At 65.6% G+C, this 23,956-nt stretch carries 27 protein-coding genes, 1 tRNA gene and 1 pseudogene; 17 read left to right on the forward strand and 12 right to left on the reverse strand.

Going from position 1 to position 23,956, the window contains the following annotated elements:
• From E8M79_RS04820 to E8M79_RS04830, 3 genes are read left to right on the forward strand one after another with little or no spacing between them, the layout of a single operon-like run.
• The gene (locus tag E8M79_RS04820) at window positions 1-750 is read left to right on the forward strand and encodes a GNAT family N-acetyltransferase (protein WP_171015707.1); all 750 of its coding nucleotides are present in this window, start codon (window positions 1-3) and stop codon (window positions 748-750) included.
• Window positions 747-1,151 carry a (deoxy)nucleoside triphosphate pyrophosphohydrolase gene (locus tag E8M79_RS04825; protein ID WP_137150770.1) on the forward strand — a complete coding sequence of 135 codons (405 nt, stop codon included), beginning with the start codon at window positions 747-749 and terminating at the stop codon, window positions 1,149-1,151. The genes E8M79_RS04820 and E8M79_RS04825 overlap by 4 nt, the downstream gene beginning before the upstream one ends.
• A gap of 38 nt (window positions 1,152-1,189) precedes the next feature.
• Window positions 1,190-1,366 carry a Flp family type IVb pilin gene (locus E8M79_RS04830; RefSeq protein ID WP_210236089.1) on the forward strand — a complete coding sequence of 59 codons (177 nt, stop codon included), beginning with the start codon at window positions 1,190-1,192 and terminating at the stop codon, window positions 1,364-1,366.
• Between the two features lie 13 nt (window positions 1,367-1,379).
• Here the strand turns inward: E8M79_RS04830 and E8M79_RS04835 are convergent, their stop codons facing one another.
• Together E8M79_RS04835 and E8M79_RS04840 are read right to left on the reverse strand one after the other, a co-directional pair.
• Window positions 1,380-2,867 carry a M48 family metalloprotease gene (locus E8M79_RS04835; RefSeq protein ID WP_137150772.1) on the reverse strand — a complete coding sequence of 496 codons (1,488 nt, stop codon included), beginning with the start codon at window positions 2,865-2,867 and terminating at the stop codon, window positions 1,380-1,382.
• Window positions 2,864-3,673, reverse strand: a complete 810-nt coding sequence (locus E8M79_RS04840; RefSeq protein WP_248304888.1) for a thermonuclease family protein — start codon at window positions 3,671-3,673, stop codon at window positions 2,864-2,866. Before E8M79_RS04840 ends, E8M79_RS04835 begins: the two co-directional genes overlap by 4 nt.
• A 192-nt stretch (window positions 3,674-3,865) precedes the next feature.
• Here E8M79_RS04840 and E8M79_RS04845 point away from each other — a divergent pair, with 192 nt between their 5' ends.
• Complete coding sequence (locus tag E8M79_RS04845) at window positions 3,866-5,029, forward strand: D-alanyl-D-alanine carboxypeptidase family protein (protein ID WP_171015708.1); 1,164 nt, start codon at window positions 3,866-3,868, stop codon at window positions 5,027-5,029.
• An 18-nt stretch (window positions 5,030-5,047) separates the two neighbouring features.
• Here E8M79_RS04845 and E8M79_RS04850 read toward each other — a convergent pair whose 3' ends face one another.
• Both E8M79_RS04850 and E8M79_RS04855 read right to left on the reverse strand, forming a co-directional pair.
• On the reverse strand, window positions 5,048-5,275 hold the full coding sequence (locus tag E8M79_RS04850) for a sulfurtransferase TusA family protein (protein ID WP_349236036.1): 228 nt from the start codon (window positions 5,273-5,275) through the stop codon (window positions 5,048-5,050).
• Window positions 5,265-5,750, reverse strand: coding sequence for a CAP domain-containing protein (locus E8M79_RS04855; protein ID WP_137150776.1), 486 nt, complete (start codon window positions 5,748-5,750; stop codon window positions 5,265-5,267). The genes E8M79_RS04850 and E8M79_RS04855 overlap by 11 nt, the downstream gene beginning before the upstream one ends.
• A 208-nt stretch (window positions 5,751-5,958) precedes the next feature.
• Between E8M79_RS04855 and E8M79_RS04860 the strand changes: the two genes are divergently transcribed.
• The 5 genes and pseudogenes from E8M79_RS04860 to E8M79_RS18540 form a co-directional block, all read left to right on the forward strand.
• Window positions 5,959-7,170 carry an ROK family transcriptional regulator gene (locus E8M79_RS04860; RefSeq protein ID WP_137150777.1) on the forward strand — a complete coding sequence of 404 codons (1,212 nt, stop codon included), beginning with the start codon at window positions 5,959-5,961 and terminating at the stop codon, window positions 7,168-7,170.
• Window positions 7,171-7,221: 51 nt separating this feature from the next.
• Complete coding sequence (locus tag E8M79_RS04865) at window positions 7,222-7,863, forward strand: ThuA domain-containing protein (RefSeq protein WP_137150778.1); 642 nt, start codon at window positions 7,222-7,224, stop codon at window positions 7,861-7,863.
• Between the two features lie 122 nt (window positions 7,864-7,985).
• Entirely contained in the window at window positions 7,986-8,741 is a 756-nt protein-coding gene (locus E8M79_RS04870; protein WP_137150779.1) for an SDR family oxidoreductase, read from the forward strand.
• A gap of 67 nt (window positions 8,742-8,808) precedes the next feature.
• Entirely contained in the window at window positions 8,809-9,207 is a 399-nt protein-coding gene (locus E8M79_RS04875; protein ID WP_137150780.1) for a host attachment protein, read from the forward strand.
• A gap of 122 nt (window positions 9,208-9,329) precedes the next feature.
• A pseudogene (locus E8M79_RS18540) lies at window positions 9,330-9,537 on the forward strand (cytochrome c); the annotation flags it as partial.
• A 160-nt stretch (window positions 9,538-9,697) separates the two neighbouring features.
• Here E8M79_RS18540 and E8M79_RS04885 read toward each other — a convergent pair.
• Window positions 9,698-9,774 (reverse strand) — tRNA-Arg (locus E8M79_RS04885).
• A gap of 57 nt (window positions 9,775-9,831) precedes the next feature.
• Window positions 9,832-10,290: an Rrf2 family transcriptional regulator gene (locus E8M79_RS04890; protein ID WP_137150782.1), complete on the reverse strand. Its 459-nt coding sequence runs from the start codon at window positions 10,288-10,290 to the stop codon at window positions 9,832-9,834.
• Window positions 10,291-10,500: 210 nt separating this feature from the next.
• Between E8M79_RS04890 and E8M79_RS04895 the strand changes: the two genes are divergently transcribed.
• Window positions 10,501-11,730 (forward strand): MFS transporter, encoded by a 1,230-nt coding sequence (locus tag E8M79_RS04895; RefSeq protein ID WP_137150783.1) that lies wholly within the window; start codon window positions 10,501-10,503, stop codon window positions 11,728-11,730.
• Window positions 11,731-11,806: 76 nt separating this feature from the next.
• Here E8M79_RS04895 and E8M79_RS04900 read toward each other — a convergent pair whose 3' ends face one another.
• Window positions 11,807-14,263 (reverse strand): glycoside hydrolase family 3 C-terminal domain-containing protein, encoded by a 2,457-nt coding sequence (locus E8M79_RS04900; RefSeq protein WP_137150784.1) that lies wholly within the window; start codon window positions 14,261-14,263, stop codon window positions 11,807-11,809.
• 207 nt (window positions 14,264-14,470) lie between these two features.
• Between E8M79_RS04900 and E8M79_RS04905 the strand changes: the two genes are divergently transcribed.
• The 3 genes from E8M79_RS04905 to E8M79_RS04915 all read left to right on the forward strand — a co-directional run bounded on the left by E8M79_RS04905 (window position 14,471) and on the right by E8M79_RS04915 (window position 16,485).
• Window positions 14,471-14,887, forward strand: a complete 417-nt coding sequence (locus E8M79_RS04905; RefSeq protein ID WP_137150785.1) for a helix-turn-helix domain-containing protein — start codon at window positions 14,471-14,473, stop codon at window positions 14,885-14,887.
• A gap of 2 nt (window positions 14,888-14,889) precedes the next feature.
• A complete protein-coding gene (aac(3), locus tag E8M79_RS04910) occupies window positions 14,890-15,672 on the forward strand; it encodes an aminoglycoside 3-N-acetyltransferase (protein ID WP_137150786.1) in 783 nt (260 codons plus the stop codon).
• A gap of 102 nt (window positions 15,673-15,774) precedes the next feature.
• Window positions 15,775-16,485 (forward strand): hypothetical protein, encoded by a 711-nt coding sequence (locus tag E8M79_RS04915; RefSeq protein ID WP_137150787.1) that lies wholly within the window; start codon window positions 15,775-15,777, stop codon window positions 16,483-16,485.
• Between the two features lie 111 nt (window positions 16,486-16,596).
• Here the strand turns inward: E8M79_RS04915 and E8M79_RS18710 are convergent, their stop codons facing one another.
• The 4 genes from E8M79_RS18710 to E8M79_RS04935 form a co-directional block, all read right to left on the reverse strand.
• On the reverse strand, window positions 16,597-17,607 hold the full coding sequence (locus tag E8M79_RS18710; protein WP_205747866.1) for a murein L,D-transpeptidase family protein: 1,011 nt from the start codon (window positions 17,605-17,607) through the stop codon (window positions 16,597-16,599).
• Between the two features lie 211 nt (window positions 17,608-17,818).
• Window positions 17,819-18,772, reverse strand: a complete 954-nt coding sequence (locus E8M79_RS04925) for an acetyl-CoA carboxylase carboxyltransferase subunit alpha (protein WP_137150788.1) — start codon at window positions 18,770-18,772, stop codon at window positions 17,819-17,821.
• A 160-nt stretch (window positions 18,773-18,932) separates the two neighbouring features.
• Window positions 18,933-19,853, reverse strand: coding sequence for a site-specific tyrosine recombinase XerD (xerD, locus tag E8M79_RS04930; RefSeq protein ID WP_137150789.1), 921 nt, complete (start codon window positions 19,851-19,853; stop codon window positions 18,933-18,935).
• A gap of 7 nt (window positions 19,854-19,860) precedes the next feature.
• Window positions 19,861-20,076 carry a hypothetical protein gene (locus E8M79_RS04935; RefSeq protein ID WP_205747867.1) on the reverse strand — a complete coding sequence of 72 codons (216 nt, stop codon included), beginning with the start codon at window positions 20,074-20,076 and terminating at the stop codon, window positions 19,861-19,863.
• Between the two features lie 134 nt (window positions 20,077-20,210).
• On the opposite strand from E8M79_RS04935, the gene E8M79_RS04940 reads away from it, so the two are divergent.
• Complete coding sequence (locus tag E8M79_RS04940; protein ID WP_137150790.1) at window positions 20,211-20,798, forward strand: shikimate kinase; 588 nt, start codon at window positions 20,211-20,213, stop codon at window positions 20,796-20,798.
• Window positions 20,798-21,910, forward strand: coding sequence for a 3-dehydroquinate synthase (aroB, locus tag E8M79_RS04945; protein WP_137150791.1), 1,113 nt, complete (start codon window positions 20,798-20,800; stop codon window positions 21,908-21,910). The genes E8M79_RS04940 and aroB overlap by 1 nt, the downstream gene beginning before the upstream one ends.
• Here aroB and E8M79_RS04950 read toward each other — a convergent pair.
• Complete coding sequence (locus E8M79_RS04950; protein WP_137150792.1) at window positions 21,897-22,196, reverse strand: BolA family protein; 300 nt, start codon at window positions 22,194-22,196, stop codon at window positions 21,897-21,899. The genes aroB and E8M79_RS04950 overlap by 14 nt on opposite strands.
• A gap of 45 nt (window positions 22,197-22,241) precedes the next feature.
• Here E8M79_RS04950 and E8M79_RS04955 point away from each other — a divergent pair, with 45 nt between their 5' ends.
• Both E8M79_RS04955 and cobS read left to right on the forward strand, forming a co-directional pair.
• A complete protein-coding gene (locus E8M79_RS04955) occupies window positions 22,242-22,862 on the forward strand; it encodes a DnaJ domain-containing protein (RefSeq protein ID WP_137150793.1) in 621 nt (206 codons plus the stop codon).
• A gap of 97 nt (window positions 22,863-22,959) precedes the next feature.
• On the forward strand, window positions 22,960-23,943 hold the full coding sequence (gene cobS / locus E8M79_RS04960; RefSeq protein WP_137150794.1) for a cobaltochelatase subunit CobS: 984 nt from the start codon (window positions 22,960-22,962) through the stop codon (window positions 23,941-23,943).
• Window positions 23,944-23,956: the final 13 nt, after the last annotated feature.

Consider the following 23,956-nt stretch of genomic DNA (forward strand, 5'->3'; position numbering starts at 1 on the left):
ATGGCGCTGCCGAACGCCGAGGGTCTTGAGCGAAGCGGGCTGGCGGCCTGGCCGGGCATCGAAGTGGAATGGGACGGCGCCTGGGTGCGCCGCTCCGCCAATGGCTATACCAAGCGCGCCAATTCGGTGCAGTGCCTGGACCCTGCCGATGATGCCAATGCAAGCGCGCGTATCCTGGCTGCCGCCGACTGGTACGTCGCGCGCGGCCTGACGCCGGTGTTCCGTGTCACCCCGCTCACGGGGCCACAGACCCTGGCTGCGTTGGATGGGCTGGGCTGGCGGGCCTATGACCACAGCCATGTGTTCGCCATGCCGCTCGATGCCGTCGCGGCCGATCCGCGCGGGGCTGACTATGATGCCTTTGATCCGGCTTTCCTGGCCGTGCAGCGGCAGCTGGCCGGCTATGGCGACAGCCAGATGGCGGGCCTGACCGCGCTGCTCGCGGCCCTTGCGACACCGGCGCGCGGCATTGTGCTCAGCGATGGGGCGGGCACGCCGGTGGCATCGGCGATCATGACGCTGGCCGACGGCATTGTGGTGGCCGGCAATGTGGTCACCGACCCCAGCCAGCGCCGCAAGGGCTATGGCGCGGCCATGATGCGCACGGGCCTGGCCTGGGGCCATGGCGCCGATGCCCGTTATGCCATGCTCAATGTGCAGGCCGACAATGCAGGGGCCCAGGCGCTCTATCGTGGCCTGGGCTATGTGCACCAGTATGACTACCACTATTGCTCACCGGAGATCGCATGACCCAGTCCCTGCTTGTGGTGGTGGCCTGTGCCCTGGTGGACGCCGACCGCCGCGTGCTGATCGCCCAGCGCCCCGAGGGCAAGTCCCTGGCGGGGCTATGGGAATTTCCCGGTGGCAAGCTGGAGGCCGGCGAGAGCCCCGAGGCGGCGTTGATGCGGGAGCTCGAAGAGGAACTGGGCATCCAGACCAAGGCGGCGTGTCTGGCACCGCTCAGCTTTGCCAGCCACTCTTACGAGAGTTTTCACCTGTTGATGCCACTTTATGTGTGTCGGAAGTGGCAGGGGGCGCCGCAGAACCGCGAGCATGCTGCCCTCAAATGGGTGCGGCCACAGTCCCTGCATGAATACCCCATGCCGCCAGCCGACGAGCCGCTGATCGCTGCCTTGTGCGATCTGCTTTAGGACCAAATGGTGCGCGGGGGCGTAGAGTGCAGGCGATAGTGAAAGCCTTCTGGCTGGCTGAAGACGGCGCAACGGCCATTGAATATGCGCTGCTCGGCATGCTGATCGGCATCGCCATTCTGGGCACGTTCGCCGCCCTGGGGAACAGCGTGACCGGCCTGTTCAATTCCGGCGTGGCCGAAACGCTGGACAACAAGACCAACGGCATCAATTAGCCAGCAGGCCGCGCTACTGCAGCGCGACCAGCTTGTATTTCTCGCCGGGCACCACGGGGTCGCCGGGGTAGAGGTCGTTGATGATATAGAACAGCTCGGTGCCGCGGCTGAGCGCAGCCATGCGCTTGGCCAGCGAGTCGGCGGTGTCGCCGGCCCTGGCGGTGACAATGGTCACAGCCACCTTGCGGATCGCCGCCATGTCGGAAGACGTGGTGGGGCGGAAGCTCTCGACGGTGGCCGTGGCGCCCTGGGCAAAGCGGGCGCTGTCGGCCTTGGCGGCAAAGATGAAGCGATAGACCTGGCCATTGAGCCGCATCACCGCCACGCGGAAGAACCACTGGTCGGTCTGGGCCAGGCCACTGGCCATTTCCATGCCATTGACGGTCTTGCTGGTGACGCTGTCGGCCTTGAGGCCCGCGATCCAGCCCGATTTCAAATAGTCGGTCAGGCTCACATTGGCCTGCACGTCGGCGCTGTCGAAGCGCACGGCCTCGCCGTCGCCGGCAACACCCACCACGGCACTCTGCGCGCTCTGCAGCGTATAGCCCTGCGGCACGGTGAAGGTGAATTTGGCGCCCGGATTGATGAAGCGGCGGCCGATGATGGAGCCCTGCGCGGGGCTGTCGCCAAAGGTGAGGCCGGAGATCGAGGCCAGATAGCCATCGCGGTCCACTTCGCCGGCGGTGTTCTGGCCGAACATGGCGCTGGCGGTCTCGATCGCCTTCTGGATACGGGCCGGGGTCGAGGGATGGGAGGACAGGAACCCTTCCTGATTGTTGCCGGAACCGGCCGAGAAGGTGGCAAAGCGGCTCATCACGCTGAGGAAGCGCGCGGCGGCCTGGGGGTCATAGCCGGCCTTGCCGGCATATTTGATGCCTTCGCGGTCCGCTTCCAGCTCCTGCTGCTGGCCGAAGGCGGCCATGGACTGGCGCGTACGGCTGGCGGTGGCATCCGTCGAGGTGTCGCCGCCGAAGACGCCGGTGATCACCCGGTCGACGATCTCGGTGGTGCGGGTACGGTCGGTGCGCGCGCGGGCATGGCGCAGCGTCACATGGGCGATCTCATGGGCCAGCACGGCCGCCAGTTCGCTGGTGTCGCTGGCCAGGGCCAGAATGCCGCGCGTCACATAGATATAGCCACCCGGCAGGGCAAAGGCATTGACCTCGGAGGTGTCCAGAATTGTCACCTGGAACTGGGCATTGGGCTGGTCGGCAGCGGCCAGCAGGCGACCGACAATGCGCGCCACCATGATCTCGGCCTGGCGGTCGGAATAGACCCCGCCATAGGCCGCGATAATGCGCGGGTGTTCACGGCCGCCGATGGAGGCGTCGTCGGTGCCCTGGGTCACAACGACCGGGGCGGGATTGTCGCCGGTTGTGCTCACGGCAATCTTGGAACTGGTCAGCGTCGTGCAGGCCGACAGCGCCAGAAGCGAAACGGCCAGGGCGCTGCTCCGCAGGCCCCGGACAAAATTCTTGGCAATGTACTGCTGGACCGTCATCGCGTTGCCAGAACCTCGATCTGTTCGGGATGGGTGATCTCGATGCGTGGACCATCCCGGTCATCCACCCATCCTCTTATGCGCACCAGGGCACCATCGAGCACCAGCGGCTCGCGCCCGTCCGCGGCAAACAGCCGGAGCGCGGGGGCCTCGATGACGGCAGTGAAATCCAGTTTCCAGGATCGGCCGAAATTGAAATAGACCCGCCCGCTGCGGCTCTCAGCTTTCAGAATGCGCCCTTCGACAAGCTCATAATGGCCCACCCGCGCCAAGAGCGCGTCAGGCTGGTCCGCCAAGCGAACGCTGTAATAGGGATCGCTCCAGATGCCAAGTCCGGAGACGCGGGCGCGCCCTTCTGCCGCGAACAACAAATCGAGACATTTCCGGTTGTCGGGAAAGGAATAGACCCGCGCCAACCCCTTGGCGACCATGACCTGCTGCGCCCAGAGCGGGCCATCGGGCGTGTCGAGCATCACATGGGCCAGCACGCGGCCATGCCGGTCCTGTCGCTCGCCGCCAAAGCCCAGTTGCACGGTTTTGCCGAGCACCATGTCTGATAGCGCCTGCTGGGACGGCTCGGCCAGAGGCCAGACGTCAAAGTCCTCGCGCCCCAGAGCCAGCTTGGGCGCCTGGGTGCCGATCATGCGGACAATGCGACCATCGTGGAGCACGACGGTATCGCCATCGGTTACCTGCACCACCACGCCGCCGGGCGCCAGGGTGAGGTCCTGGCAGGCCGAGGCCGATGCCGACACAGACGACAGGGCTGCCAGCGTGGCGAGGTGAGCGAGTGTGGTCTTGAACAAATCACGTCCCGGAGAGATTTCGTTCACCATGCACTACAATGCGGCAAAAAATCATTACGATGCGGACAGGCTCGCGTTTCCGTGATGCGTTCAAAAGCCTGTCAGGGCGCGTGGCTTTCCTTGAGCGGGGGGTGTTGCGCTGGTAAGAGGGCGCTGATCCAATCAAACCCCGCATCCTGCCGGAGCCGCCCCTTGTCGTTTGTCCGCCGCCTCGTGCTCGCCCTCGTCCTGTCCTGTCTGGCGCTCGGGCGCGTTGCCGCCAATCCGATGCTGCTGGTGGATATGGACAATCTGGCGGTGCTGCATGCCGAGGATGCCGGGCAGCCCTGGCATCCGGCGTCGCTGACCAAGATGATGACGGCCTATGTGGTGTTTGAGGAAATTGCCAAGGGCACGGTGACGCTCGATACCCCGGTGATCCTGTCCAAAAAGGCCATCAACCAGGCGCCGTCCAAGTCCGGCCTGCCGGTGGGCAGCGCCTTGACGCTGCAGGACGCGCTCTATGTCATGCTGGTCAAGTCGGCCAATGACGTGGCCATGGCCATCGCCGAGACCGTCGGCGGCGATGAGGCGGGCTTTGTGGTCAAGATGAATGATGTGGCCAGCCGCATGGGGCTGAGCGCCACTCATTTTACCAATCCCAATGGGCTGCATGACCCGGCGCAATATACCTCGGCGCGCGATCTGGCCGTGCTGGCGCTCTATATCCACCAGAGCTTTCCGCAATATCTGCCGATGTTCGGCACCGAGGTGGTGCAGCTGGGCAAGGCGAAACTGGAATCGCAGAACGAGCTGCTGACCAGCTTTGCCGGCACGACCGGCATGAAGACCGGCTATGTCTGCGCATCGGGCCTGAACATGGTGGTCACCGTCGAGCGCAATGGCCGGCGGCTGCTGGCGGTGGTGCTGGGCGGCTCGTCGGCGCGCGAGCGCAATGAGCGCACGGCCGAGCTGGTGCTCAAGGGGCTGTCGGGTTCGGCGCAGCCGACCGGGCAGACCGTATTGGCCCTGGCCGACAATCCGGGCGTGGCGCCGGTCGACATGACGCCGCTGATCTGCGGCAAGCAGGCCAAGGCCTATGTCGCGGCGCAGCAGGCGGCCTTTCCCATGGGCATGAAGGGCCAGCCGAGCTATCTCAATGATGTGGTGGCGCCGCGCAGCTATGTGGCGACCGACCTGGGGCGCCTGGCCACCGGCGTCAGCCTGCCGCGCCCGCGTCCGCCGCATGCGCCGCAGTTCGCCGCCGCCGTGCCCGCCCAAGGCGAAGAGGCCCCCCTGGCCGGCGATCTCCGCCCGGGTCTGGCCGCAACGGCCATCGGCGTCGCACCCCTGCCGCAGCCGCGCCTCAACCGCTGAGCGGATCGGCCACCCGACTCAGGCGCCGCCGGTCACGATGTCGAAGCGCAGCACATCGCCCTCGATGGTGGACGTGCAGTCATGTCCGTGCTGGCGGCAATAGAGCGGAATATCGATGCGGGCCATGGCGTCGGTCGCCAGCACGGTCAGCATGCTGCCTGGCGACAGGGCCGCCAGGCGCTTTTCCATGCGCAGCACGGGCAGCGGGCATTTCAGCCCGCGTGCGTCGATGGTCTCAGCGGTCAAGGACCAGCACCCAATGCGTGCCATAGGTGGAGCTGCCGCTGAAGGTGGCGGCAATGCCGGCGCGGGTGGCGTCGGTGGTGAGGCCCGCCGCATCAGCCGGATTGTTGCGCCAGCCCGAGAAGGTCTCGGCGAAGGTGGCATAGCCGGCACTCAGCTTCATGCCGGCCAGTTCCTGCGGCGTCTTGGGCGGGGTGCCGGTGCTGGCATATTGATTGGCCAGCGCCTGGGCCGTGCCATCCAGGCCCGCATCATGGGTCAGAGGCGCCAGGCCGCGCGTGGCGCGGAAGGCGTTGATCATGCCAATGGCCTGGTCGGCGTCGAGCCGGGCGCCGGGCTGGTCCATACGGGCCGAGAGGGCCGGCGCCAGTGCGCCGCCGGTGCTGGGGCCGCCCATCGAGCAGGCGGCGAGCGTGAGGCCGGCAACAAGGGCTGCGATGGGCAGAATGGCCGGCTGGAAGAGGCGCGAAACGGTCATGGAGCAATCCTGATGCGAAGGGGAGCCTGCCGGTTAGTGGCGCAGCAAGGCCAAATCATGGTGGCGCATGCTAATTGCTCCGGGCTGCAGATGCCTTAACGCCAGAACGAATTGTCCTTGCCTTGCCCGGCGGGCTCGCACTACAACTGCGCCAGTTATTTTGTATCCCGATTTAATTCGGTCCCCGCCCCAGCGAGCCCCCGTCGTCATGAAGACCGCCGACCCCGAACTGATGCGGGCGATCAACCGCTTTCTTGTGCTCGACACCATCCGTCGCCGCGGCGCCATCGCCCGGGTGGAGATCGGCGAGCGCACGGACCTGTCGGCGACCACGGTGTCGGCCATCACCGCCTCGCTGCTCGATGATGGCTTGATCACCATCCAGCATGAGGGCGACATCCGCAGCCAGACGCTGCGCGGGCGTCCCCGCGTCATGCTGGCGCTCAATCCCGAGGCGGCGTGGGTGGTGGGCGCCAAGCTGGCCGCCAACCGTATTGTCTTTGTCGCCACCAATTTCCAGGGCGACGTGCTGGCCAGCCTGACGCTGCCCGTGCGGGTGGACCGGCTGCCCACCGAGGTCATTGTCGATCTGGTGGAAGATGGCGTGCGCCGCTGCGTGCGCGACGCCGGGCTGGGGCTCAACCAGATCAATACCATCGCCCTGTCGCTGCCCGGCATCATCGAGCATGGCACCGGCAAGGTGCTGTCGAGCGGCGTGCTGCGCGACGCCGATGTGTCGCTGCATGCCGCCGTCGCCAGCCGGCTGGGGATTGCGACAATCGTCGAGAGCGATGCCAATGCCATCACCATGGCCGAGCACTGGTTCGGCCAGGCGCGCGATCTCGATGATTTCGTGCTGGTCGCCATCGAAGAGACGCTGGGCCTGGGCGTGATGCACGGCGGTCAGCTGTTCCGCGGGGCGCGCGGGCTCAGTCTGACGCTGGGCGACATGATCATGGGCGCCGGCGGCGACAATGCCATCAAGCTGGCGGACCTGGCCAGTGAGCGCGCCATCGTCAATGGCAGCCACAGTGATCCGGGCCTGGCCGAAGCTATGCAGCTCGGTCAGGGCATGGTGCAGGTGCGCCACCGTATCGAGGCGGGCGATGACACGCTGCGCAGTGCTGCGGCACGGGCGGGAGCTGCGCTGGGCATTGCCATGGCCAATCTGGTGGCGCTGTTCGCGCCCCATCGCGTCATTGTGGTGGGGTCGAGCCTGGCGCTGGGCGAGCATCTGCTGGCGCCGCTGCGTCAGGCTTTCGCCAATGCCATTCCGGCGCCATTGGCCCGGCTGGCCGAAATCGTCATCGACGAGGCCGATGACAACACCTGGGCGCGCGGCGCTGCGGCGGTGGCGCTGGGCGAACTCTATGGCTCGCCCTGGGGCACAACCGGTCCGGCGCGCCGGGCCGCCCAATAATTCCAAACCGTCCGGCACGGCGCCGGTGTGCAATATTTGAGGAGAATTGCCATGCGTGAAGCACTGATTGTCTGGGGCGGCTGGAGCGGCCACGAGCCGGAGCAATGCGCCCGCATCATCAAGGGCTGGCTGGAAGAAGACGGCTTCAAGGTCTATCTGGAAGACACCACCGAAGCCTTTGCCGATCCGGCGATCAAGGATCTCAGCCTGATCGTGCCGATCTTCACCATGAGCAAGATCGAGAAGGAAGAAGTCGCCAATCTGACCGCAGCGGTCGAGGGTGGCGTCGGCCTGGGCGGCCACCATGGCGGCATGGGCGATGCCTTCCGCGATGCGGTGGACTATCAGTTCATGGTGGGCGGCCAGTGGGTGGCGCACCCGGGCAATATCATCGACTACCGCGTCGACATCACCCGGCCGGACGATCCGGTGATGGCGGGGCTCTCGAGCTTCCCCTACCATTCCGAGCAATACTACATGCATGTCGACCCCTCCAATGAGGTGCTGGCGACCACGACCTTCACCGGCGAGCACGCCAGCTGGATCGATGGCGTCACCATGCCGGTGGTGTGGAAGCGCAAGCATGGCAAGGGTCGAGTGTTCTATTCGGCGCTGGGCCATGTCTCGTCCGAATTCGCCGTGCCGGAGATGGCCGCCATCCTGCGCCGCGGGCTCAACTGGGCCGCACGCTGATCCAGTCTTGCGGCGCGCCTTTGGGCGCGCCGTTTTTTCTTTTGGCCGCGCAAACTTGACCTGCATCAAGGTGCGCCGAAGCCCCCGGCCCTAGACTAGCTCTGCAACATGCGGAGGCAGTCATGCAGATCAAGGACAAGGTAGCCGTGGTGACCGGGGCAGGGTCGGGCATTGGCCTGGCCATCGCCCGGCTGTTCGTGGCCGAGGGGGCCAAGGTCATCGCCGTGGACTGGCACGCCCCGGCGATTGAGGCGGCAGTGCGCGACATCGGCGGCTCAATCGTGGGCATGACGGGCAATGTGGCCGAAGAGGCCGATTGCATCGCCATGATCGACCGCGCCATTGCCGAATTCGGGCGCATCGACATCCTGGTCAACAATGCCGGCGTGATGGATCTGTTCGCCTCGGTGGCCGAGGTCGACAATGCCACCTGGCGCCGCTGCATGGCGGTGAACCTGGATGGCCCGATGTATGCCATGCGCCGGGCCGTGCCGCTGATGCTGGCCCAGGGCCGCGGCTCGATCGTCAATATTGCCTCGGTGGCGGCCATTGGCGGCGGCGCGGCGGGCGCAGCCTATACCGCGTCCAAGCATGGGCTGATTGGCCTGACCAAAAGCACGGCCTATCAATACGCCAAGGACGGCTTGCGCTGCAACGCCCTGGCCGTCGGCGGGGTCACCACCAACATCATGGACAGTGTCGACGCCAGCGCGCTCGACCAGGCGGCGCTGGCGCGGCTTGGCCCCTATCACGCCAGCAATCCGGGCATGCTCGAACCCATCGATATCGCCCAGGCCGTGCTCTTCCTCGCCTCCGATGCGGCGCGTCACCTTAATGGCGCCGTGCTTCCGGTCGATAAGGGCTGGAGCGCAGCCTGACTTTTTGCGGCGCGGGATCCATCCCGCGCCGGCTGCCGATTTTCCTCACCAAACTCGGAGACGACTGATGATGCTACCCAAGGGCACGACCGTTGCTGTCGCCGACGGCGAGAAGCTGAACCTGTTCCGCAATGCCGGCGACGAAGCCGAGCTCAAGCTCGCCCCGCTCGAGCACGCCCATGTCGGCGATGCCCATGCCAGTGGCTCGCGCCAGACCACTTCGGGCAATCCCGATCCCAGCCAGGCCAGCGAAGATGGCTTTTCGGCCGGCATCGTTGGTTTCCTCAACAAGGAAGCGCTCGAAGGTCGGATCGCCGGTCTGGTCATCATCGCAGCGCCGCGGGCGCTGGGCGAGATGCGCAAGCACTACCACAAGACCCTCTCCGCCAAGCTCCTGGGCGAGATCGCCAAGGATCTGACCGGGCATGCGGTGGGCGATGTGGAAGCGGCGATCCGGGGCGCATGAGCGTGTCCCGACTGTTTGGCGTCCTGCTGGCGGGCAGTCTTGTCCCGCTGGCGGGCGCCAGCCTGGCGCTGGCCCAGGAGGCTGATCCGGTCGCTGTTGGTCGCGGCATGGTGGAGATGTACTGCGCCGATTGCCACGCCACCGGGCCCCACCGGCGACAGTCCGCTGGCCCAGGCGCCGCATTTCCGCGATCTCTATCTGCGCTATGACGTGCAGGATCTGAGCGAGGCGCTGGTGGAGGGCATTGTGACGGCCCATCCGGAAATGCCGCAGTTCGAGTTCGATCCCGACCAGGCGGCCGCCATCGTGGCCTATCTCGAAACGCTCGAACCGGTCCCGCCCGCGGGCAGCCGCATCCGCCGCGATCACATCGCGCCCAGCCCGCCGTCCGTGCTACGCTGATCCCGGCCCGGCCATCTGCCCATTGCAGGCGGCCGCAGGCCTCAGCGCGATGCCGTCCAGGGGATTGGCGGGTAGTGTGTGAGCGGGGTGGTGATCTCGGCGGGATTCGAACCCACGACCCCAGGATTAGGAATCCTGTGCTCTATCCAACTGAGCTACGAGACCACGGCTTTTCGATAGCAAATCGGGAGTCGCAGCGAAACCCCGTTTGCGGTCGCTGGATCAATGCTGATGCCGTGCCCCATGCGGATGCGCGTGGCCTGTGCCGTCCGGCGTCCAGTCCCTGGTGAGATCGGCGACCGAAATGCCCGCCAATTGCTGCTCGAAATGCTGGCGCGCCTGGGCCAGGGCGTCCAGCGTGGCGCGATTGGCGGCGCGGGCAAGCTGGCAGGTGGTGTCGTCATCGTCGCTGCCGATGGCAAACAGCGCCGGCGAGCCCAGCGCGGTATAGATATCGAGCAGCGAAATCCCGGCCAGCGGCCGCGCCAGGGTCCAGCCGCCGCCATGGCCCTTGCTGGCCGCGACAATGCCGGCCTCGCGCAGCCCACCCATGGTGCGGCGCACCACCGAGGCATTGGTGCCCAGCATGGTGGCCAACATGTCCGAGGTGGCCGGGCCCGCCATCTGCTCGAGATGCAGCAGGGCGTGCAGCACACGGGGCAGGCGGCTGTCATGGCGCATGGGCGGGGTCTCCAGGGTGCTGAGGGCGTCGGGTCATGGCGCATCTGGTGATATAGGAGCCGGCCGGACTGCGCCACCATGCGGCGCGGTCGCGGTCCCTGGTGCGCCCCAGGCCCTTGGGCCCATTCGCAAGAAAATCGCTGACGATTGTCGATCTGGCTCGCGCTCATGCGTCGGCGCTATGATGGGATCATGGCGAGGGGCCAGACAATGGAAAGACACTATGGTTGGGTGATCGTCGCCGCAGGCGCCGTGATCACCTGTGTGGCGGCAGGATCGATGTTCGCGCTGCCGGTCTATCTGCAACCGATTGCCGATGACACCGGCTGGACGCGGGCCGGGATTTCCGGCGCCATGACGCTGGGCTTTGTGGTGATGGGCATCGCCGGGTTCTTCTGGGGCACGCTCAGCGATCGCATTGGGGCCCGCCCGGTGCTGTTGATCGCCACGCTGCTGCTCGGCCTGGGCCTGCTGCTCTCCAGCCGCGCCAGCAGCCTTTTGATGTTCCAGCTGTCCTATGGCGGGTTGATCGGGGCGGCGGGCGGGGCCTTCTTTGCGCCGCTGATGGCCACCACCATCGGCTGGTTCGACAAGCACCGCAGTCTGGCCGTTTCGCTGGTCTCCATCGGCGGGGGCGTTGCGCCCATGGTTGTCACGCCGCTGGCCAGCATCCTGATCGAGCAGATCGGCTGGCGCAGCGCCATGTTCTGGATTGCTTTGGGCGCCGCAGCGATCATCGCGCCGCTGGCGCTGCTGGTGCGTCCGGCGCCGGCTGCCGCTGTGGGAGGCGCCGCCGATCCCGCGGCCGCTGCTCTTCCAGCGGAGGGTTCGCCCCTGACCGATCGGCTCGGTGCCATCATGCGCACGCCGCAGTTCATCGTTCTGGCCGGCACGTTCTTTCTGTGTTGCGCCGCCCATTCCGGGCCGATCTTTCACACCGTCAGCTATGCCATGCTGTGTGGCGCGACGCCGCTGGCGGCGGCCAGCATCTATAGTGTGGAGGGCGTGGCGGGCCTGTTTGGCCGGCTGTTCTTTGGTCTCACGGCCGACCGTCTCGGGGTCAAGCGGGTGATCGTGGGAGGCCTGCTGCTGCAAGCGGCCGGCATCTTCACCTATATCTATGTCGGAGAACTGCGCGATTTCTATCTGCTCGCGGCCGTGCTGGGCATGGCCTATGGCGGGGTCATGCCGCTCTATGGCGTGCTGGCGCGCGACTATTTCCCCGCCCATGTCATGGGCACGGTGCTGGGCGGCATCACCATGACCTCCTCGATCGGCATGGCCTTTGGCCCGGTGGGCGGCGGCTGGATCTTTGATAGCTTCGGGGATTACCACTGGCTCTACATCAGTTCGGCTGCCATTGGCCTGGCCGCCGCCGCGCTGGCCCTGGCCTTTCCACAGCCGGCGCGGCCGTCCGAGCCCGTGCCGCAGCCGGCCTGAGCGCCGCGTGGCATGCCCAATCAAGCAAAAGGCCGGCTCAATGAGCCGGCCTTTTTCGGCCCGCGATGCGCTTGCGCTAGACCGGCAACATCAGCGCAGTCTTGCGCGACACCGTGCCCGTCAGGGGCAGGTCGGCGGACGAGAGCCCCATGCGCAGGGTGAAGCTGCCGGCTTCGACCAGCCAGTGCTGTGCCTGCGGCCGGTAGAAGGCGAAGGCGCGGGCGTCGAGCGCGATTGTCACGCGCTGGCTCTCGCCGGCCTTGAGCAAGACCTTGTCAAAGCCCTTGAGCTCCTTGGGCGGGCGCGGGTCGGACGCGGCATCGTCGCTGACATAGAGCTGGACCACGGCGGCGCCGTCGCGGCTGCCGGTATTGCGCAGCGTCGCTGAGACCGTTACCGCGCCATCGGCCTCAAAGGCGCTGTCGTCGATGGCCAGGTCGCTCAAGGCAAAGCTGGTGTAGCTCAGGCCAAAGCCGAAGGGGAACAGCGGCGTCATGCCGTGGTGGTCATAGTGGCGATAGCCGACGAAAATGCCTTCCTCGTAGCGCACCTTGCCCTCGACGCCGGGATAGACCTCGCGGTCCTGGCTATGGGCCGGGTTGTCGGCCCAGCGCACCGGGAAGGTCTGGGGCAGGCGGCCGGAGGGTTCGACGGCGCCGGTCAGCACATCGGCAATGGCATTGCCCGCCTCCTGGCCGGGATACCAGGACTGCACCAGGGCATTGACGGCCCCCAGCCAGTTCATTTCCACCGGCCCGCCGGTCTGCAGCACCACCACGGTATTGGGATTGGCCTGGGCGATGGCGGCAACCAGTTCGTTCTGGCGGCCCGGCAGCTCGATCGAGGCCAGGTCGCTGCCCTCGGTGTCCCATTCGCCGTTGCGGCCGACGCAGACAATGGCGACATCGGCATTGCGGGCGATGCGCACGGCCTCGACCATGGCAGCGTCGCCCAGCGGCACGCCAATGCCGGCGCCAAAGGCGGCAAGGCCCAGGGTGGCAAAGTCCTTGGTGGCAAACTCGATCACCACGGAATAGCTGCGACCGGCTTCGAGGGTGATGGTGCCCACCACCTCGTCGCAGCCTTCCTCAAAGAAAGTGCGGCCCTTGGTCCAGTTGCTCCAGGCGTCGGCCACCAGCTGGCCATCGACAAAGACCTTGGCAAAGCCGGCGGCATAGATGCCGACGCGATGGGGGCCGCTCACCTCGGCGGTGAAGCTGCCGCTCAGGCGCGCGGAGAACTGCAGCGGATCGACCTTGCCGTCGGCCACGGCGCCGATCCAGAAGGCCTGGGCTTCATCCTGGGTGCTGACATGCACCGGGGTGCCGGCGAGGCTGGTGTTGTCGAAATACTCTACCTTGAGCTGTGTGCGCAGTGTGGGCTCGAAACGATGGTTGGTGCAGCCGGGCGCATAGCTCAGGCGATCCTCGCCCAGCGCCGCCACCAGGCCCTGCCAGGGCGAAATGCGGTAATGGGCATTGAGCTGGGCGCTGCCGCCGCCCATGATCTGCGCGGTCTTGGCATTGGGACCGATCACGGCAATGGTGGCGTCCGGGCGCAGCGGCAGGGCGCCCTTGTTCTTGAGCAGCACGCTGGCTTCGGCGCCGGCGCGGCGGATCAGGGCGCGGTGCTCTGGGCGGTCATCGGCACGCTCGGCAAAGGGGCGGTGATCATCGAGCGAGCCGACGCGCTCCATCAGGCGCAGCATGGCCATGACGCGGGTGTTGAGCGTCGCCTCGCTCACCGTGCCGGCCTTGACGGCGTCGATCAGCTTCTGGCCACGGTCGCGCGGCGGCCCGGGCATTTCCAGATCAAGACCCGCGTTGACGGTTTCGGCAGTGGAGTGGCTGCCGAACCAGTCCGACATGACGATGCCGTCATAGCCCCATTCGTCGCGCAGCACGGTTGTGAGCAGCCACTCGTTCTCGGAGGTGAAGGTGCCGTTCAGCCGATTGTAGGAGCTCATCACGCCCCAGGTGCCGGCCGATTTCACCGCCCATTCGAAGGGCAGCAGATAGATTTCGCGCAGGGCGCGCTCGTCGATCTCGCTCGAGATGGTGGTGCGCTCGATCTCGGATTCATTGCCGACGAAATGCTTGATGGTGGCGCCGATGCCCTGGCTCTGCAGGCCCGTGATATAGGCGGTGGCCAGCTGAGCGGTGAGGATGGGATCTTCCGAATAGCATTCGAAATTGCGGCCATTGGTCACCGAGCGGTGGATATTGACCGTGGGCGCCAGCAGCATATGGGCGTTCTTGGATTTGACCTCGTCGGCCAGGGCGACGCCGATCTCATGTACCAGAGCGGTGTTCCAGGTGGCGCCCAGGGCGATGCCGACCGGGAAGCTGGCCGATTTGACGCCACCGATCAGCGAGCCGCCGCCGCGTGCGCCATTGGGGCCGTCGGTGACGCGCAGCTTGCCGATGCCCAGCCGTTCCACCGCCGGCACCGACCAGAAGTCTTCGCCCGACAGGATGGAGACTTTTTCCTCAAGGGTCATGTCTGCGGCAAGCTGGGCAATACGGTCGCTCATGGTGTCTCCTCGGTCGGCTTATTGTGGTTGCCGACACACAGACAGCATGGGCCGGAGGCCTGTCAATTCCCCGGCGCGCGCCTGGGGCATTTTGCGCGGCAGGGGATTTTTCCGGGCGCCATCAAGACAGTGTGACAGGAGCGGGCTAGGCACAGAAGGTAACTACGGCTATATTTGTGCCTGAGATTAGCGTTCAAAGGCCGTGCCATGTCCCTGCAAGATACCTCCAAATCCGCCAACTGCACCGCCATGAGCGATGTGCTCAACCGCATTGGCGACAAGTGGAGCGTGATGGTGGTGGGCATATTGGGCAATCATGGCACGCTGCGCTTCAACGAGCTCAAGCGCCTGATCAATGGCGTCAGCCAGCGTATGCTGACCCTGACGCTGCGCAATCTGGAGCGCGATGGCCTGGTGACGCGCACCATCTATCCCGAGGTGCCGCCGCGGGTGGAGTATAAGCTCACCGAGCTGGGCAAGACGCTGCAGACGCCGATCATGGCGCTGTGGGATTGGTCGGCAGAAAATCACGGTGCCATTGTCGAGGCCCGCGTCATCTATGATGCGCGCGAGATGGCGGTCTCGGCGGCAGAGCCGCGCAAGGTCGCTTACGTCGGGGCCTAACCATGGCCTGGACGCGGGCCCGGCTGGCCGAACATTGCCGCGCCATGGGCCTTGTCGAGGGCGATAGCGTGCTGGTGCATGCCGGTCTGCGCGCGGTGGGGCCGATGCTGGGCGGTCCGGATACGCTGATTTCAGCGCTGGGCGATGTGGTCGGGCCTGGCGGAACCCTATTGGGCTATTGCGACTGGCAGGGCGAAGACAGCGTTCTGGAGCGGCCCGCGTTGCGCGACGCCATTCCGCCGTTCGATCCGCTCCGCTCGCGATCGATCCGCGACAATGGCGCTTTTCCAGAACTCCTGCGCACAACGCCGGGCGCCCGGCGCAGTGCCAGCCCCGGCGCCTCCTGCGCCGCGCTCGGCGGGCGTGCCGAATGGTTCGCAGCCGATCATGCGCTTGACTATGGCTATGGGCCGCAATCGCCGTTCGGCAAGCTGGTGGCGGCTGGCGGCAAGACGCTGCTGATCGGCGCGCCGCTCGACACCATGACGCTGCTGCATCATGCCGAGCATCTGGCAGACATCCCCGGCAAGCGCGTTCGTCGCTACGAAACGCCGATCCTGCTCGATGGTCAGGTGGTCTGGCGGTGGTTCGAGGAATTCAACACCGGCATTCCCATTGTTGCCGGGCTCGCCGACGACTATTTCGAGGATGTGGTGGAAGATTTCTTGGCCACCGGGCAGGGCCAGCGCGGGTTGATCGGGCATGCGCCCAGCGTCTTGGTGGACGCGCGGGCCATGGTTGCTTTCGCCGTCGATTGGCTCGAACAGCGGTTCGGCGGGGCCTAGCAATGCGGTCCCTGCATGGGCCGTTCACCCTCACCGGGCCGTAATCGCCGGCGATACCGACGGCAGATCGTGCTAGCCTTGCCGGCAATGGAGACGACAGCTTTGGACGACAAATGGGCCCTTCCGGGCGTCTCGCGCGATTCTGATACGGCCGGGCCGGCCAAGCCGGCCACTGCCGCGGCGCCGGCAAAGCCTGTGGCTCCGGCGGAGGCCGCGTCGCGTCCCGACAAGACCATGTCGCGCGGCAGTGGGCTCAATCTGCTCAGCCTTGCGGTGGGTGTGGTGGGGCTTGCCGCGCTTGGCGTGTCGCTGTGGGTCTATGCCGACACCCAGCGCGAACTCAAGCGCGTCTCGACCGACATCGCGCAAATCCGGGTGAGCCTGGAGCTTTTCGGCAAGCAGCAGTCTGGTGGTGGCACGGCGTCGCTGGATGCGGCAAGCCTCAGCGACATCGCCAATCGCCTGGCGCTGCTGGAAGCCAATCAGCGTCTGGGCGGGGCCGCGACCACGGCGCCGGCGGCCCTGCCGGCGATCACAGGCGACAGTCCTGCGGCGGCGACCTCCGACGCCGGCGACTGCATGCCCAGCGGCACGCGCTTCATGGTGGCTGCCGGCGACAGCTATCCGGTGTGCGGCAGCAACGGCTCGGTGTCCATCGCTGCGGTCGACAATGGCTACATTACGCTGGGCGACGGCACTGTTATCGCCCAGGGCGCAACCGTCGGCCTGCCGGGCACGAAATGCATGGTGGGCGTGTTGCCGTCGGAGGGCGATGCCATCACCGGTTTTGCCGAGATCCGCGTCACCTGCTAGGTCGCTGCAAGCGCCCTTTGCGCTTGTCGGCCCGCTGCAAGCGCCCTTTGCGCTTGTCGGTCGCCGCAAGCGCCCTTGCGCTTGTCGGTCCGCTGCAAGCGGCAGCTGCCCCTAGAGGTTAGCCGGCCGGGTAAAGGGCACGGGTGCGGGCTTGCCGCTCATCACCGGCGTCACCTTCTCGCCGAAGATGCCGAACAGACCCGACACAGCGCCGCCGACCATGCCGGTCACGGCATCGCCGCGCGCCTTGATGGCAGCCTCTTCTGCGGCTTTGCGCTCGACCTCGGCCACGGCATTGACCACGGCGGCCTCATCGGCCTGCTGCTTGGCCAGCAGCGTCTGGTCCTTGGCGATCACCGGGCAGGGCCCCATGGCATTGAGCGCACCAGCACCGGCCACGTTGAACACATATTTGCGCTCGCAGACATCCCAGGTGGGCGGCGCCTTGTTCAGCTCGAACAGGTCATAGCCGTCCTTGATGTTCTTCCAGAAGCTCAGGTGCTGGCTCTTGGTCTGGGTGGCCAGATTGGCGGGGGTCATCTTGAACGGGAAGATCTGCAGCTGGAAGCTGGGGTTGCCGCCCTTGAAGCTCTCGCGGGCCAGGGCATAGATCTCGGCAATGCCCTCGTCGGTCATGGCATAGCAGCCGCGCGAGGAACAGTCGCCATGCACCATCAGCTGCGAGCCGGTGCGGCCCCAGGCCCGGTCGAACTTGTTGGGAAAGCCAGTGTTGAAGGCCAGGTAGTAGTTGGACTTCGGGTTCATCAGGCCGGGGGTGATGGTGTAGAAGCCTTCCGGGCTCTGCCGGTCGCCTTCCTTGACCTTGGGACCGAGATCGCCGGAAAAGGCGCAGATGTCATAGCTCTTGAACAGCTTGAACTGGCCGGTATTGGTGCGCTTCCACACCTCGAGGGTCTTCTCCTGCTTGAAAATGCGCACCACCATGGCCTCGCCGGGCGACGAGCCCATCGCCTTGAGCGCTGAGACCACGCCGCTTTGCAGCGGCTGATTGTGGCGGTTGTCGCTGGTCTTGGGCAGGAAACCGCCACAGGCGACCAGTCCGAAGGCAACCCAGAGCAGGATGACGGCAGTGCAGGCTTTGCGCAGGACGGTGGCGATCAAGATGGGGAGCCCATAAGCGAGACAATGCGCTGACCCATAGGGGGCCAGTGGTTAGCACAGCATGAGAAAAGCTGGTGAATGAAGTGTTAGCACGGCCCGAAATGCGCCGGAAGCGGGCCGCGTTCACGCCAATGTGTGGCTCCGGCGCATTACCATGTCGCGGGATATCACCAACTCCCCGGGGCTTCACAGCCCCGGGCGTGGCGCAATGCTAGATATTGGTGCCGATGGCCATGAATTTTTCGCGGCGCTGTTCGCGCACTTCCAGCCGGCTCTTGTTGGCGAAGTCGCGCAGGAAAGCGGCGATGGCGTCGCGGCTGGCATTCATGACCACGTCGGGGTGGCGATGGGCGCCACCGGTGGGCTCGGCAATGATGCCGTCGATCACCTTGAAGCCCAGCAGGTCCTGCGCGGTGATCTTCTGGATGGTGGCCATGTCCTGCGCCTTGGCGGCGTCGCGGAACAGGATGGATGCGCCGGCTTCGGGCGAGATCACGCCATAGATGGCGTGTTCGAGCATCAGCACGCGGTTGGCCGTGGCAATGGCGATGGCGCCGCCCGAGCCGCCTTCACCGATGATGATGGCGATGTTGGGCACGCCCAGTTCGAGCGATTTTTCGGTGGAACGGGCAATGGCCTCGGCCTGACCGCGCTCTTCGGCGCCGATGCCGGGATAGGCGCCGGCGGTGTCGACAAACGAGATCACCGGAATATTGAAGCGGTCGGCCATTTCCATGACGCGGACGGCCTTGCGATAGCCCTCGGGCCGGGCCATGCCGAAATTGTGCTTGAGGCGGGATTCGGTGGAATTGCCCTTTTCCTGGCCGATCACGGCCACGGATTGGCCGTTGAAGCGGCCGAAGCCGGCCTGGATGGCGGCGTCCTCGGCAAATTTGCGGTCGCCGGCCAGCGGCTGCCATTCGGTGATCAGCGTGCGCACATAGTCCGAGAAATGCGGGCGCTGCGGGTGGCGGGCCACCTGGGTCTTCTGCCAGGGGGTCAGGCGCTTGTAGATTTCGACCAGCGCCTCGTCGGCGCGGCTCGACAGGCGGTTGACCTCCTCGTCGATGCTCACGGCCTGGTCGGTTGCCGCCATGGCCTTGAGCTCGGCGATCTTGCCTTCAAGATCGGCTACCGGCTTTTCGAAATCGAGATAAGACTGCATTCCACCTGCCCGTTGGGGGTCTGTTCGCGGCGCCCCATCCCTGGGCCGCTGCTGTCGCGCTCTAAAGTGGCCGGAAAGTGACGATGGCGCAATGCCAAGTCAAGCAGAGTCACGCCGCGCCCCGGCGGACGAGGCCTCCATCGGCGCTCTGTTCACAGATTTACCGCCCGGTTGCAGGCCGGTTGAGCGGATGGTGGCTCTCCACCAGAGTGCGCAGCTTCTCGTCCAGCACATGGGTATAGATCTGCGTGGTCGAGATATCGGCGTGGCCGAGCAGCATTTGCACCACGCGCAGATCAGCGCCGCCGGCCAGCAGGTGACTGGCAAAGGCATGGCGCAGCACATGGGGGGCAACGCGGGCTGCGCTGATGCCGGCCATGCCCGCCAGCGCCTTGAGGTCGCGGGCAAACACCTGGCGCGACAGATAGCCCTCGGCGCCCTTGGCCGGGAACAGATAGGGCCCCGGCTCGATCGTCGCCAGATAGGTCTTGATGGCGTCGCGGGCGCGGTCATTGAGCGGCACCACGCGCTCCTTGTTGCCCTTGCCGAGCACGGTGATGAAGCTGGTGTCGCGCATCACCGCGCTGCGGCGCAGGCTCACCAGTTCGGACACGCGCATGCCGGTGGCATAGAGCAGTTCGAGCAGCACATAGAGCCGCAGGGCTGCGGCCTGCTCCTGTGGCGAGGCGGCGCGGTTGGCCTGCTCTTCGGCGGTGGTCAGCAGCCGGTCGACCTCGGCGATGGAGAGCACCTTGGGCAGGGCGCGCCGCGTCTTGGGGCTGGCGACAATGCGGGTGGGGTCGTCGCCGCGCAGGCCGTCAGCGCAGAGAAACTGGTGGAACTGGCGCAGGGCCGACAGGCGTCGCGCGCTGGAGGAAGCAGCGAGGCCCTCGTTCTTGAGGCTATCGAGATAGGCCGTCACCGCGCCGCGGTCGGCGCTGAGCACGCTCAGGCTGCGGCGGGACAGGAAATGGGCATAGTCATCGAGGTCGCGGCGATAGGCGGCGATGGTGTTCTTGGCGGCGCCGCGTTCGGCGCTCATCATTTCCAGAAACGCAGAAATATGGTGGCCGCCGCTCATGGCTGGCTCACGGCGTGGTGGTTGCAGCCGGGGCGGGCGTGGCGGCTGGCGCCTGGGTGCCCAGGGCCGGCACCACGGGCTCGCCAAGCAGTTCGCGGGTGGGGATGCGGATCGTCTCTTGCTTGGGCTTGGGCTCGACATAGGCCACCAGCACGAACATGCCGACATAGACCAGGCCGACCAGAAACAGCAGCGAAATGACCAGGCGGATCAGGGTGGGCATGGGCGTCCAGACGGTTGTGGTGGCTCACAATTGACAGCAAATGGTTTCATTTCCGTAGGCACAAGGCAATCTTTGAGGGTTCTTGACAGCGCGCGTCGGGGCAGGTTGATAGCGGCACCATCTGGAGAGCGTTCTTGACCCGACCCGACCCGGCATTGCGGCAGGCCCGCGCGGAGGCGCTGAGCGCGCAGCTCGGCGATCGTCCGCTGGTGCTGGTGGGCATGATGGGCGCCGGCAAGACCACGGTGGGCCGCCGGCTTGCCGCCCGTCTCAACCGGCAGTTTCTCGATAGCGACGAAGAGATCGAGAAGGCCGCGCAGATGAGCATTCCCGAGATTTTCGAACAGCGCGGCGAGCCCGAATTCCGCGCCGGGGAAACCCGCGTCATTGCCCGTGTGCTCAAGCAACCCGGGGTGGTGCTGGCCACCGGCGGCGGCGCTTTCGTCAATGCCGAGACGCGGGCGTTGATCAAGGCTGAGGGTGTTTCGGTCTGGCTCAAGGCCGAGATTGATATCCTGTTTGAGCGTGTGTCGCGCCGCTCCAATCGTCCGCTGCTCAAGACGGCCAATCCGCGCGAGACGCTGCGCAAGCTGATCGAAGAGCGCTACCCCATTTATGCCGATGCCGACGTCACCGTGCTCAGCCGCGACGTGCCGCAGGATGCCGTGGCCAATGATGTGGTCGATGCGCTGCTGGCCCATTTCAACCTGCAGGTGCCCTGATGGCCGAGATTGCCCACACGGTCCATGTCGCCCTGGGCGACCGGGCCTATGATATCCTGATCGGCGACCGCCTGCTCGATGATGCCGGCGCGATCCTTGCCGAACGCTTCCCCGGGCGGCGCTATGGCATCATCACCGACGAAACAGTGGCCCAGGCGCAATTGCCGCGCCTTGTGGCCTCGCTCGACGCTGCCGGGCTGCAGCACAGCGCCATCGTGCTGCCGGCCGGCGAAGCCACCAAGTCCTGGGCCTATCTGGGCCAGGCGGTCGAGGGCCTGTTGGCCGCGCGGCTCGAGCGCGGTGATCTGGTCATTGCGTTGGGCGGTGGGGTGATCGGCGATCTGGCCGGCTTTGCCGCCTCCATCGTGCGGCGCGGCATGGGCTTTGTGCAGATGCCCACCTCGCTTCTGGCCCAGGTCGATAGTTCGGTGGGCGGCAAGACGGGGATCAATTCCCCGCATGGCAAAAATCTGATCGGCGCCTTCCACCAGCCCAAGCTGGTGCTGGCCGATCTCTCCACCCTCGATACGCTGCCGCCGCGCCAGTTCGCCGCCGGCTATGCCGAGGTGGTCAAATATGGGCTGATCGACGACGAAGACTTCTTCTTCTGGCTCGAAGCCAACCAGGCCGAGATCTTTGCCGGCGGCCCGGCGCGCGGCGAGGCCATTGCCCGCTGCTGTGCGCACAAGGCGCGCGTGGTGATTGAAGACGAGACCGAACAGGGCGTGCGCGCGCTGCTCAACCTGGGCCATACCTTCGGGCATGCGCTGGAAAAAGACACCGGCTATTCCGATCGCCTCTTGCATGGCGAGGGCGTCGCCATCGGCATGGTGCTGGCGCATGGTTTTTCCGCGCAGCTGGGCCTGGCGCCCGGCCAGGATACCGGCCGCATCGTGGCGCATTTGCAAAAGGCGGGCCTGCCCACCACATTGGCCGATATCCCCGGCACGCTGGGCTCCACCGAGACGCTGATGGCCGCCATCGCCCAGGACAAGAAGGTCAGCCGCGGCGCGCTGACCTTCATTCTCACCCGTGGCATTGGCCAGGCCTATATCGCCCGCGATGTGGAGCCCGCCAAAGTTTCGGCGTTTCTGGACGCTATGCGCGGCTAGGCCGGTCTGGTAAGGCGTAAGGTCCGGCGCTGGGCAGCACTTCGATGGCCAGCGCGTGGACGCGATCTTTCAGTTCGGCGTCCAGAGTGTCCATGACGGCGCGGTGTTGCGCGACGCGGCTCATGCCGTCAAAATGACTGGTCGCGATTCTGACGCGGAAGTGGGTTTCTCCACCCTCCCGCCATCCGGCATGGCCGTGATGGAGCTGTGATTCGTCGACCACATCGAGGAAAGCGGGGGCAAACCTGCTGGAGAGCTTGGTGGTAATGATGTCTTTGATGGACAAGCGTGCTGCCCTTTCTGAGTGACGTGAAGCAAACAACTAGGCGCAATGAAACCGCAATCCAAGCTTTTCGATACCATTCGCATCCGGCCCCGGCGGGAAGAAAAACCCGCGCCCATCGAGCATGTCTGCGATTGGGAAGGCTGTGAGGCCGCTGGCGAGTACAAGGCCCCCAAGGGCAATCGCAGCGAGGGGCAGTATCACCATTTCTGCCTCGAGCATGTTCGTCACTACAACACGGCCTTCAATTTCTTCGACGGCATGGAGAAGGACGAGCTCAACGAGGCGCTGACCCAGCCGCCGCGGGCCGAAAGCCGTTCCAGCTTTGCCACCGGCAATCCAGGCGTGCGGGCCAAGGCCGCGGCCAGCCTGCGGCCGGGCGACAAATATGGCGATCCCTTTGGCGTGTTCGCCAAATACCGCCATCGCCAGGCGCAGAAGCCGGCGGCCGAGCGGGTCAAGCCGCTCAATGAGAACGACCGGCGGGCGCTCGAAACCCTGGGGATCATCGGCCCGGCCAAGTCCGAGGAGATCAAGCGGGCCTACAAGACCCTGGTCAAGATCCACCATCCCGATGCCAATGGGGGTGACAAATCGTCCGAGGAGCGGCTGCGCACCATTATCGCGGCCTATAGCCACCTCAAGAAGATGGGTTTTATCGGCACCTAGCCATGCCCTGCCGAGGCTACCCCCGCCGTCACAATGCTGCTATAGACCGCCAAGCTTTCTGCCCTCCCTGCCTCGATTTTCCGCCAAGAGCTTTACCATGACTGAATACACCAATCTGCCCGACACCGAATATTCGGCTCGGGAGCTGTTCGGCATCGACACCGACATGAAGGTGATGGGTTACAAGGAAGCCAATAGCCATGTGCCGCCGATCGATCCGGACTATCTGTTCGATCGCAACACGACACTGGCCATTCTGGCTGGCTTTGCCTTCAATCGCCGCGTCATGGTGCAGGGCTATCACGGCACGGGCAAATCCACCCATATCGAGCAGGTTGCGGCGCGGCTGAACTGGCCGCTGGTCCGCGTGAACCTCGACAGCCATGTCAGCCGTATCGATCTGGTCGGCAAGGACGCCATCGTCCTCAAGGACGGCAAGCAGATCACCGAATTCCGAGACGGCATCCTGCCCTGGGCCGTGCAGAACAATGTCGCCCTGGTGTTCGACGAATATGACGCCGGCCGTCCGGACGTGATGTTCGTGATCCAGCGCGTGCTCGAAGTGGCCGGTCGCCTGACCCTGCTCGACCAGAACCGCGTCATCGTGCCCCATCCGGCGTTCCGCCTGTTCGCCACCACCAATACCATTGGTCTGGGCGATACGTCGGGCCTCTATCACGGCACCCAGCAGATCAATCAGGGCCAGATGGACCGCTGGAGCCTGGTGACGACGCTGAACTATCTGCCCCATGACAAGGAAGTCGGCATCGTTCTGGCCAAGAACAAGGCCTATGCGGAGACCGAAAAGGGTCGCAAGCTGGTGGGCAATATGGTGCGCCTGGCCGATCTCACCCGCTCGGCCTTCATCAATGGCGACCTCAGCACCGTGATGAGCCCGCGCGCCGTGATCACCTGGGCCGAGAATGCCACCATTTTTGGCGGCGATATCGGCTTTGCCTTCCGCCTGACGTTCCTGAACAAATGCGACGAGCTCGAGCGCCCTGTGGTGGCCGAATTCTATCAGCGCGTGTTTGGCGAAGATCTGCCCGAGTCCTCGGCCAATCTGGCTGTGACCGCCTAAGGAACTGCCTTCC

It is taken from the genome of Devosia sp. FKR38, from assembly GCF_005222805.1.
GTDB lineage: Bacteria > Pseudomonadota > Alphaproteobacteria > Rhizobiales > Devosiaceae > Devosia.